Annotated in this window: 12 protein-coding genes and 1 pseudogene; 11 read left to right on the forward strand and 2 right to left on the reverse strand. The window is 58.6% G+C overall.

What is annotated here, in order from left to right:
* Together QZZ60_RS08450 and QZZ60_RS08455 are read right to left on the reverse strand one after the other, a co-directional pair.
* The coding region (locus QZZ60_RS08450; protein WP_295640476.1) for a hypothetical protein at positions 1 to 432 on the reverse strand (432 nt) is incomplete at its 3' end.
* Between the two features lie 53 nt (positions 433 to 485).
* Positions 486 to 782 (reverse strand): hypothetical protein, encoded by a 297-nt coding sequence (locus QZZ60_RS08455; RefSeq protein WP_295640478.1) that lies wholly within the window; start codon positions 780 to 782, stop codon positions 486 to 488.
* Between QZZ60_RS08455 and QZZ60_RS08460 the strand changes: the two genes are divergently transcribed.
* The 11 genes and pseudogenes from QZZ60_RS08460 to QZZ60_RS08510 form a co-directional block, all read left to right on the forward strand.
* Positions 781 to 1047 (forward strand): hypothetical protein, encoded by a 267-nt coding sequence (locus QZZ60_RS08460; RefSeq protein WP_295640480.1) that lies wholly within the window; start codon positions 781 to 783, stop codon positions 1045 to 1047. The genes QZZ60_RS08455 and QZZ60_RS08460 overlap by 2 nt on opposite strands.
* Before the next feature lie 54 nt (positions 1048 to 1101).
* Positions 1102 to 2220 (forward strand): type III secretion system gatekeeper subunit SctW, encoded by a 1119-nt coding sequence (gene sctW, locus QZZ60_RS08465; RefSeq protein WP_295640481.1) that lies wholly within the window; start codon positions 1102 to 1104, stop codon positions 2218 to 2220.
* Positions 2221 to 2225: 5 nt separating this feature from the next.
* The gene (locus tag QZZ60_RS08470) at positions 2226 to 2594 is read left to right on the forward strand and encodes a CesT family type III secretion system chaperone (RefSeq protein ID WP_295640483.1); all 369 of its coding nucleotides are present in this window, start codon (positions 2226 to 2228) and stop codon (positions 2592 to 2594) included.
* Between the two features lie 57 nt (positions 2595 to 2651).
* Positions 2652 to 3017, forward strand: coding sequence for a type III secretion protein (locus QZZ60_RS08475; protein ID WP_295640485.1), 366 nt, complete (start codon positions 2652 to 2654; stop codon positions 3015 to 3017).
* Between the two features lies 1 nt (position 3018).
* On the forward strand, positions 3019 to 3378 hold the full coding sequence (locus QZZ60_RS08480; protein ID WP_295640487.1) for a hypothetical protein: 360 nt from the start codon (positions 3019 to 3021) through the stop codon (positions 3376 to 3378).
* The gene (sctV, locus tag QZZ60_RS08485; RefSeq protein WP_295640489.1) at positions 3375 to 5468 is read left to right on the forward strand and encodes a type III secretion system export apparatus subunit SctV; all 2094 of its coding nucleotides are present in this window, start codon (positions 3375 to 3377) and stop codon (positions 5466 to 5468) included. Before QZZ60_RS08480 ends, sctV begins: the two co-directional genes overlap by 4 nt.
* A gap of 9 nt (positions 5469 to 5477) precedes the next feature.
* Positions 5478 to 5738, forward strand: a complete 261-nt coding sequence (gene sctS, locus QZZ60_RS08490) for a type III secretion system export apparatus subunit SctS (RefSeq protein WP_294446096.1) — start codon at positions 5478 to 5480, stop codon at positions 5736 to 5738.
* A gap of 43 nt (positions 5739 to 5781) precedes the next feature.
* Positions 5782 to 6603 carry a type III secretion system export apparatus subunit SctT gene (sctT, locus tag QZZ60_RS08495; RefSeq protein ID WP_295640491.1) on the forward strand — a complete coding sequence of 274 codons (822 nt, stop codon included), beginning with the start codon at positions 5782 to 5784 and terminating at the stop codon, positions 6601 to 6603.
* Complete coding sequence (gene sctU / locus QZZ60_RS08500) at positions 6600 to 7643, forward strand: type III secretion system export apparatus subunit SctU (RefSeq protein WP_295640493.1); 1044 nt, start codon at positions 6600 to 6602, stop codon at positions 7641 to 7643. The genes sctT and sctU overlap by 4 nt, the downstream gene beginning before the upstream one ends.
* A 12-nt stretch (positions 7644 to 7655) precedes the next feature.
* Positions 7656 to 8930 carry a sigma-54-dependent Fis family transcriptional regulator gene (locus QZZ60_RS08505; protein WP_295640495.1) on the forward strand — a complete coding sequence of 425 codons (1275 nt, stop codon included), beginning with the start codon at positions 7656 to 7658 and terminating at the stop codon, positions 8928 to 8930.
* A pseudogene (locus tag QZZ60_RS08510) lies at positions 8927 to 9682 on the forward strand (hypothetical protein); the annotation flags it as partial. The gene QZZ60_RS08505 and the pseudogene QZZ60_RS08510, both read left to right, overlap by 4 nt.

The raw sequence follows: 9682 nt of genomic DNA on the forward strand, positions 1-9682 counted from the left end.
CTGGCCGATGAAGTCCTGCAGGTAGACCATGAGGGTCTGCGTCTTGTTGCCCACGCTCTCCTGGTAGTTGGTAAGACTCTTCAGGTTGTAGTCCCACTGGTCGGCGCTGTGGGCGTTGTCATTGCCGTCGGTGTCGAAGGACAGTCCGCGATCGTTGAAGAACGTGACCATTTCGCTGGGCATGGTGGTGCACTTGCCGCTGGTCTTGGCGTCGTTCTGGAGCTTTCTGGCCTGTTCGATCATGTCGGCGCACAGTTCCTGCTCGTTCTGAATGTCTTCTATCTGCTTCATGTAGTCTTCGGCCTGGGCCTTGCAGATTTCGGACTGCGCGAGCTGGAGCTTGGCGAACATCATCTGCACGCTGCCGGTGGGACCGAGGTCGATGGTGTCCATGATGGAGGAGAGGGCACTTGTATTGTTGACCTGAGACATAATGGTATTTCCTTGTGAAGTAAGAAAGCCGGTCGGAGCAAAAGAAGGCGGGGTCAGACAATCATGGCACCGCGGCGGGAACGGCCGGCAGGAGCGGACGAAGACCCGGCGGAGAGCTTTGCCCGGGCGGCTCTGGCTTCGCCTTCTCGCCTTGCTCTTTCCATGGCGTCGGCCATGGCGCTTCTGAGCTCGGGAGTCACTTCCGATTCGGCCACGGTGACGGTTTCAGTTTCGGGAATGCCGAGAGCCTTCTTTTGTTCGGCAAATACACTGTTGAGTCGGGAAAGTTCGTCGGCCAGACGGGCGATTTCCTGTTTCTGATTTCTGAGATCCTGCTCGGTGAAAGCCATGTTCAAGCTCCTTCAAAATGGATGGGGGGGAAGGCAGAACTTCTGCCGCTGCGCGGCACTTGCCATAATTTATGCAAAAAACGTGCCAAGCATTGACTTCCCGAAGTTTTCCGGCAAAAAGAAGAAAAAGGGTGGAGAAATTTTTGAGTGGATGCCAACTTTTTTGGCGAAGGTGGGAACCGTGTTGCCATGCCTGTTGCTTTCCGTCATACTACCAGAGCCCTCAGGGCGTTGCAACGGTAAAAACTTGCGGCTTTGCAGATAACGTCTGTTATGGCATATTTTTTGCATGGATATGTAATATAGAGGAGCGCATGTCATGGCTATAGATTCCATATCCGGGTCCTTTCAGACGGGAGGAACCATACATCAGGCGGAAAGTTCTGCAGTGCGCGGCAGCTTCATGGGAAATGCCGTAGTGCAGGTTCCTTCTCCGGAATCTCTGCTTGCTGATGCCGCCGAGGAGCTTTCCTTTTCTGCCGACACTACCGATGATTTTGAACTGGAGGAGCGCAAGGAGCGAGACAGGATAAAGAAGTCCGAAGAGGAGCGCATAAAGCTGTATCAGGAGCTCATGCATGAGGCCGGCAAGAGCGAACAGCTCGGCAGCCTGCGCGACAGTCTGCGCAGTCGTGCCGACTCTCGGCGTGCTCTGGACAAGGCAAGGGAATATTTTCCTGATCCTTCCGATGCATGGGCGGCCCTCATGCAGATGCGGGAGGAGCTGCGGGCGGAAGGGGCCGACAAGGCGCTGCTCGACGAAGTGGAGACCGCTCTTGCCGAGATGGACGAGAAGGAAGGGCCCGCGATACGTGCCGGCATTCAGGGCGCGCTTGCTTCGGCCGGATTTGAGGATCTCGGCGGCAGTGATGCCATGCGGGACTTCTATCGTCGGACGGCATGCGAGTTTTCTTCGGTGAACGAAGTGTTCGCTCATGTCATGGAGCAGTACGGCGGAGACTTCGACAGAGCCATGGATTTTCTTTTTTCCGCGCTCAGCGCCGACATGGCTGCCGATGTGCCCAGCATGGGGCTGCGGCATTTGGAAAGCGTGCACGACACGCTCGGCAAGGTTCGTCTGACGCAGAGCGCCTATCGTCTGTGCGAGTCCATGATGGAACGCTGGAGCCGCGTGCACGGGGTAAGGCCCGGGGCAGGATCGCTTACGTCCATGGAGCTGCTCGGCGACATTGTGGGACTCAGGGAAAAGCGCTTCATCGGGGCTGCACAGATCGACGGCATTCTTGCCAAGGCCGGAGCGCCTGATATAGAAAGAGAGGTGCTTTTCCTGCAGGAGCTTCTGAGCACGGCACGAAAGTTTCCCGTGGCGCTTTTCGACGACGAGCAGGGCCGCATGAAGATTCTCGATGCCGTTCAGGAGTCCGTGGACCGGGCCATAGAGCGCGAAGACGAATACCTGGCGAGCCAGGAAGGATGACGGCCATGCTGGACTATGAAATTGAAGCCTTCGGACGCAGACTCGGACTGGACTCCCTTGTCTTTTCTCCGCAGGGAGTCGCCTGTCTGAACATAGAAAACGTGGGCAGTCTTTATCTGGAAAAATCGGAAGGACGCGGGAGGGGCGAGCTGCTTGTCTATGTTTCCGCGCCTCTGCCCGTGCCGGACAACGGCGCGACGCGGCGTCTTCTTGAGATATGCGACTACAGGCACGGCCATGCGATGCCGGTCTTTGCCGGAGCTTTTTCTGGCCGTGCCGTGCTGCTCACGCGCATGGAGGAATCCACCGTTACGGCTGCGGGCATTGAAAATGCGCTCCGCATGCTGACGGATCTGATGCGCGGTGTGCTCTGATGCCGGGCGCGCACCTTTGTCCGGCTTCCGTCGGAAACGTTTTCAGGAGCATGAACGATGCCTTCACCCATTAATCTTCTCGACGCTTCCCTGGGCATCCAGAATGTCATGGACATGCCCGATTCCGGCAATCTGCCCCGGGCGAGGGAGCTTGCTTCCAACGCCCTGAACGAGCCCGGCCTTGAGGAGCTGTACGCTCCGAACAATGCCTGGCAGATCATGGAGAGAGCGCTGTGTCCCGATGTCGGGGACGGCTCCATGCTGAGTCCGGAAGTCTTTTCCGAAACGCTGCAGTCCTGCGTGAGCGATCTGGAAGGGATCGCCGATCCGGTCGTTCAGGACATGGTCTCCAGAGAGCTCCGGCCTCTTCTGCAGAACGGTCAGCTTCTGCAGGCCTATCTCGGGCTGATGATAGGAGGCTGACATGCCGGTGCTGAAGGAACGTCAGAAACGTGCGCTTCACGTGCTTGCATACATGATGCTGCGCATGGGTCAGGAGGAGCGGGCGGGGCGCATCTACGCCGCCCTTGCCGGCCTTGCATCCCCAGAGAATCCCGATCGTCTGGCGCTTGCGGGAACGGCGGCCGTGGCCATCAGCGAGGGCAGGGGGGCAAAGGCGCTGGAGGCTCTGCGCGGAGCCATGGGCGGAGCCGCGCTTTCCTCCCGACAGGCCGTGCTGCATCTCATGAAGGCGCAGGCCTTCTGGCTGGAGGGCAGAAAGGAGGAAGCCCGGGCTGCTCTGGATGAATATTTGTTTCTTTCCGGGGGAGGAAAAAGCGTATGAGCGTCATGGAAAAGGCCTCGCTCGGGGTCAGGCTGATGACCCGTCACAACGACATAACCATGGTCATGCTTCTGGTAGTCGTGGTGGCGCTTATGATAGTGCCTCTTCCTACGCCTCTTGTGGATACGCTCATCGGCGTGAACATGACGCTCTCGTTCCTCATGCTCATGATGTCCATGTACGTGAAGACGGCGCTCGATTTTTCCTCGTTTCCCACCATGCTTCTGTTCACCACGCTCTTTCGCGTGGGGCTGAACATCACGACCACGCGACTTATTCTGCTGCAGGCCGACGCCGGTGAAATCATTTTCACGTTCGGCGACTTCGCGCTGGGCGGCAACTTCGTCGTGGGCGCGGTGGTCTTCATCATTCTGACCATCGTGCAGTTTCTCGTCATTGCCAAGGGTGCGGAGCGCGTGGCCGAAGTGGGCGCGCGCTTTACCCTGGACGCCATGCCCGGCAAGCAGATGTCCATAGACGCCGACATGCGCGCCGGAGTCATCGACATGGAGGAGGCGCAGAACCGGCGCAATCGCGTTCAGCTCGAAAGTCAGATGTACGGCGCCATGGACGGCGCCATGAAGTTCGTCAAGGGCGACAGCATTGCCGGCATGATCATTGCCGTGGTCAACATCGTGGGCGGCACCATCATCGGCATCACGCAGCACGGCATGACGGCCGGCGAGGCCATGCATACCTACGGCATTCTCACCATCGGCGACGGCCTGGTTTCGCAGATCCCGTCCCTGCTGGTTTCCATTTCCGCAGGCATTCTCATCACCCGGTCCGGCGACAGCACCGACAACGTGGGCGCGCAGATAGGACAGCAGTTTTTCGCTCAGCCCAAGGCCTTGCAGATGGCTGGCGCGCTCATCTTCCTTTTTGCGCTCATTCCCGGATTCCCCAAGCCGCAGCTGTTCACGCTCGCCTTTGCCGTGGGAGGGTTCGGCTATGTGCTGGAGCGTCTTGCCTCGGTTCCTGAAAAGCCGGACGGCAAGGCGGAGCTTTCCCGTTCGCTCGCACCCGCCGCGGAGAAAAGGAAGCCTCGTTCCGCCTCCGGGCCTCAGGACGATTTTTCGCCCACGGTGCCCATCATTCTGGACATCGCTCCCGACATAGGCGAGTCCATGGATTACGATTCGCTCAACAACGAGCTGTCCAGCCTGCGCCGTGCTCTGTACTTCGATCTCGGCGTTCCCTTCCCCGGCATCAACATCAGACCGAACGCTTCGCTTCCCTCGCTCGGCTATGTGCTCAATCTCAACGAAATTCCCATGGCCCGCGGAAAGATGGAAAAAGGCATGGTCATCGTGAGGGAGAAGAAGGTCAATCTTGACCTGCTCGGCGTCATCTATCGCGAAGGGGAGCCCTTTCTGCCGGACATCGAGCCCTTGTGGGTGAATGAATCCGACGTGGAGCGTCTGGAACAGGCCGGCATAAGCTGCATGACTCATGCCCGCATTCTGGCCTATCATCTTTCTCTGCTGCTTTCCCGTCATGCCTCGAGTTTTCTCGGCATGCAGGAGAGCAAGTATCTGCTCGACCGCATGGAGGAGAGGGCTCCCGATCTTGTGCGCGAGGTGACGCGTCTTCTGCCCGTGCAGCGCATTGCGGAAATCTTTCAGCGTCTGGTTCAGGAGCAGATTTCCATCCGGGACCTGCGCAGCATTCTCGAGGCGCTCATCGAGTGGAGTCCCAAGGAAAAGGACGTCGTCATGCTCACGGAATACGTGCGCAGCTCCCTGAAGCGTCAGATAAGCTACATGTACTCACGCGGACAGAACATGCTTCCCGCCATCCTCATGGACCCTTCTCTGGAGGAGACCATTCGAAAGGCCATACGGCAGACTTCCGCCGGAGCCTTTCTGTCGCTTGATCCCGACACTTCCCAGCGCATCGTGAAGGCTGTGGGCGAGGCTGCGGGCAAGTACCGGGGCAGCACGCAGAAGCCCGTGCTCATGGCCTCCATGGACATACGCCGCTATGTGCGCCGTCTCATCGAGTCCAAGTACTACGAGTTGCCCGTCATGGCCTATCAGGAAGTGACTCCGGAAATTTCCGTGCAGCCCGTCAGCCGCATCCGCATATAGGGGGGAGGCGTGAACAGCATTGCCATGGACTATGCCTCTCAGGCCCTTTATCTGGTGCTTGTGATTTCTTTGCCTCCCATTGTCATCGCCTCCGTCATAGGTATAGTTCTCAGTCTTGTGCAGGCGGTGACGCAGCTGCAGGAGCAGACGCTTTCCTTCGGCGTGAAGCTCATCGCCGTGGTGCTGACCCTGTTTCTGCTGGGAGGTTGGATGTCGGGGGAAATACTGCGCTACGCCGATGAAATCTTTACCCGTTTCTATCTGCTCTGAGAGGACTGCGCGAGCGGAAGAAGCGTCGGCTGGAGGACGCTGAGTGTTGGATACCGGTCTGTTCTGGGGATTTTCGCCGCAGCAGCATCTGCTGGCGTTTCTTCTGGGAACGCCGCGGCTGTTCATGCTGATGCAGACGGCCCCGTTCATGGGCGGCACGCTGGTGACCGGACAGCTTCGCTTCACCATCGTGCTGGCCTGCTATCTGGTGCTGCACCCCATGCTGCTCGGACAGCTTCCCGCATGGGAGGGCCTCACGCTTGCCTCCGGCCTGCACGTCGGTGTGCTCATCGCCAAGGAAGTCTTTCTCGGCATGCTCATGGGCTTTCTTGCCGGCATGATGTTCTGGACTCTTCAGTGCGCAGGGTTCTTCATCGACAACCAGCGCGGTGCGGGGCAGGCGACGGAAACCGATCCCCTGGCCGGGGAGCAGACCTCCCCCACGGGCTCCTTCTTTTTCCAGAGCGCCGTGTACGTGTTCTTTTCCACGGGCGCCTTTCTCACCTTCCTCGGCGTTGTCTATGCCGGATACGAGTTCTGGCCGGTGACGAGCGTTCTGCCCGCGGCGTTCTTCAAGAATCCCTCGCTGCCGCTGTTCTTTGCGCAGAAGGTGAGCGACCTTGCGCTGGACATGATGCTGCTCTCCGCCCCCGTGGTGGTCGCCTGCCTGCTGACGGACATTTCTCTCGGACTCATCAACCGTTTTGCCTCTCAGCTCAACGTGTACATTCTGGCCATGCCCGTGAAGAGCGGTCTGGCGTCCCTGCTGCTCATTTTCTATTTCAGCATGCTCATGACCGGAGCGGTGAGCATGTTTGATTCCTTCGGCTCGGATTTGCGCTACCTGCGGGTACTTTTGCCATGAGCGACGAAAAGACGGAACAGCCTACACCAAAACGGCTGCGCGAAGCCAGAGAAAAGGGCGACGTATGTCGAAGTCAGGACATCGCCCCGGCGCTCACCACGCTGGCCGTGGGGGTGTATCTTGCCGCCAACGCCCGAAATATTTTTGCATTGCTGCGCGACATGGTGGCGCTGCCCATGGATTTCATGACGCTGCCCTTTGAGGAGGCCATGGCCAAAGTCGTGCCGCTGGTCATTCAGTCTTCGGTCATGCTGGTTGCGCCTGTGGTCGGTCTGGTCATGGGCGTGGCCTTTCTGGGAACGCTTGCGCAGACGGGCGTGCTTTTCGCCGTCAAGGCGGCCATGCCCAAGCTGGAAAGTCTGGATCCCAAAAAATGGTTTCAGAAAGTGTTTTCCATGAAGAACCTGTTCGAGCTCGTCAAGAATCTCATCAAGGTCGGCGTGCTCGGGGGCGTGGTGTTCTTTATTCTCAGCCGCTATCTGCCTCAGCTTTTCCGAGTGCCGGAAGGAGGCATAGGGGCCATGTGGCGCGTGACGGGAGAAGCCGTGAACGATCTTGTCGTCACCGCCGCAGGGGCGTTCTGCGTCATTGCGGCGCTGGATTATCTGTACCAGCGGCACAAGTACAATCAGAATCACATGATGAGCAAGGATGAAGTGAAGAGGGAATACAAGGAGAGCGAGGGCGATCCGCACATCAAGAGCAGGCGCAAGCAGATGCACAAGGAAATGATCGCGCAGAACTCCCTTGACAACGTAAGAAAGGCGAAGGTGCTCGTGACCAATCCTACACACTATGCCGTGGCTCTGGACTACGAAAAGGGCAGGACCCCTCTGCCGGTTATTCTCGCCAAGGGAGAAGGACTGCTTGCAAAGCGCATGATGGACGTGGCAAAACAGGAGGGCATTCCCATCATGCGCAATGTTCCGCTGGCAAGGGCGCTGTTCCGTGACGGGACGGAAAACGCCTATATTCCTCAGGACCTCATAGGGCCCGTGGCGGAAGTGCTGCGCTGGGTGCAGAGTCTGGAAAGAAAGTAAGGAGAGTGTGGCATGGAAAACAAGGGAACGGACAGTCTTCTGCCGCTGCTGACGGATCTTTGCGGCGAGCTGGCTCTGGGAAAGCATGCCGACACCGACAGGCTTTTTGATCTCACCCGTACGGGGGCCGCTCCGGATGAACTTGTGCGTCTTGCCGAGGCCTTCGGCATGATGCTGGTGAGGGTGGAGGCCAGAGAATTTCAGAATTCGCAGCTCATTCAGCAGCTTCGGACAAAAAATGCCGAACTTGAGGCTCTGCACAGGGTGCTTGTCCAGAAGAACGACGAGCTTCAGAAAAGCGTGGAGGCGCTGTACTCGCCGGGAAACGGCATCATAGGTCAGAGCGAACCCATGCGACGTGTGTTCGATCTTGCGCGTTCCATCGCCAGACGCCCCATCAATACGCTCATCCTCGGGCCGACGGGCACGGGCAAGGAAGTTCTGGCCCGTTTCCTTCATCATCAGTCTCCGCGCAGCCGCGGTCCCTTCATTGCCGTGAACTGCACGGCCATTCCGGACACGCTGTTTGAAAGCGCCATGTTCGGCATAGAGAAAGGCGTGGCCACGGGAGTTTCTTCCCGGAAGGGCCTTGTGGAAGAGGCGAGCGGAGGTACGCTTTTTCTGGACGAGCTTGCCGAAATGAGCCTTGCCAATCAGGCCAAGCTTCTGCGCGTGCTGGAGCAGCGTGAAGTGGTGCGCGTGGGCAGCGCGCATCCCGTGCCGGTGGACATTCTTCTGGTTTCCGCCACCAACGTCAATCTCGAGGAAGCCGTGAAGGAAGGGCGTTTTCGCGAGGATCTTTTCTATCGCGTCAACGTGGTGGAACTCAAGCTTCTGCCTTTGTGTGAACGCGGGGACGACATAGTGCTGCTGGCCCAGTCCTTTCTTGAACGGTTCTGCGCCGAGATGGGCCGGGATCGGCTTTCTCTTTCCGAGGCTGCTCAGGGGCTTTTGCTGCGCTATGCGTGGCCCGGAAACGTGCGCGAGCTGAACAATGAGATGAAGCGCGCCGCGGCGCTGACGCCCGGCAACGTGGTGGAGCTCAGGAATCTTTCCTCCCGCATTCTGGAATCGGACGCCGGGCGTGAATATCTGTGCCATCATGAGGAAATCTCGGAAACGGAGCGGTCCGCCATGCCGCTCAACCTGCAGAAGGCGGAGGCCATGCTCATTCGTCGCGCCTTGGAACAGGCCGGAGGGCGCAAGGTGAAGGCCGCCGAACTTCTGGGCATCACCCGCGAGGGGCTGCGCAAGAAGCTTCAGCGCATGGCGGAGGAAAACGCATGAATTTTTCCCTGCGAAGCAAGCTTTTTCTGCTCGTCGGAGCGGCCATCAGCCTGGCGGCCGTTCCCATCATTCTGTTCAGCCGTTCAAGTCTCATGGAAAGCGGCATGGAAAGGGAGCGGGAAGCCTTCGTCAACACCGTCATGCTTGTGGAAGACAGCCTGAGCGTCAGATATCTCAACTTGCTGACTTCCGAGGTGGAATCGGTGCTGCAGTCGAAGAAGGATCTTCGACAGTACGCCGCCATGATGCGCGACATGCTGCTTTTGGAGAGCGACAGGCAGGAGGAGGACAGCCTTGCACGCTGGAAGGGCGTACTGGATGCCGAAGCGCTGCATCTGGCTTTTTATGACCTTGCAGGTCGCCCCGTTCTTTCGGGACCCATGACGGATAGCATCATGGAAGAAGGTCGGCAGGATTTCAAGGGACAGTCCATGCGTTCCATGCTGAGTCATCGCGATTCGCTGAACGACGGACAGTTCGCCGTGGTCCGGGTTCCCGACGGCAACGGCCAGGAGATGCCTGTGCTGGTCTGCTTCATGCCGGTAAGAAACCGCGGTACGCTGGTTCTGGCCGCTCCCGTGGCGGATGCCGAAAAGAGTCGTTTCCGCCTGGAAAGACTCATGGTGCTCGGCATTCAGGAACGCCTGGATACGCTGGAGCTGAGCCGGGGAGCCTCCATATCCATCATTTCCTCCGACGGGAGAGTCCTTGCGGGCAAGGGAACGCATATGCCCTTGTCTTCCGTTCCGCCG

This window comes from uncultured Mailhella sp., from assembly GCF_905187505.1.
Lineage (GTDB): Bacteria > Desulfobacterota > Desulfovibrionia > Desulfovibrionales > Desulfovibrionaceae > Mailhella.